General features: G+C 72.3%; 1 protein-coding gene. It reads left to right on the forward strand.

Going from position 1 to position 289, the window contains the following annotated elements; genetic code table 11:
- Window positions 1-239, forward strand: a 239-nt coding sequence (locus FLQ44_RS07780; protein ID WP_206208735.1) for a YqgE/AlgH family protein, incomplete at its 5' end; no start/stop codon positions are given.
- Window positions 240-289: the final 50 nt, after the last annotated feature.

Genomic DNA, 289 nt, shown 5'->3' on the forward strand with positions numbered 1-289 from the left:
GCGACATCCTCGCCGCGATCGCGGCCGGAAGCGGCGCCGCCAAGGCCCTGCTAGCCCTGGGCTGCGCAGGCTGGGGGCCGGGCCAGCTGGAGGAAGAGCTGGCCGCCAATGCCTGGCTCACTGTGCCGGCCGACGATTCGATCCTGTTCGACCTGCCGCTGGAGCAGCGCTGGAACAGCGCTGCCGCTCTGATCGGCGTCGACCTGCGGCTGCTCACCGACTACGCGGGCCGCGCATGAGCGCTGCCGACAGCGCCGCCCCGGTCTGCGTGCTGGGGTTCGATGTCGGT

It is taken from the genome of Vogesella mureinivorans, assembly GCF_007644035.1.
Lineage (GTDB): Bacteria > Pseudomonadota > Gammaproteobacteria > Burkholderiales > Chromobacteriaceae > Vogesella > Vogesella mureinivorans.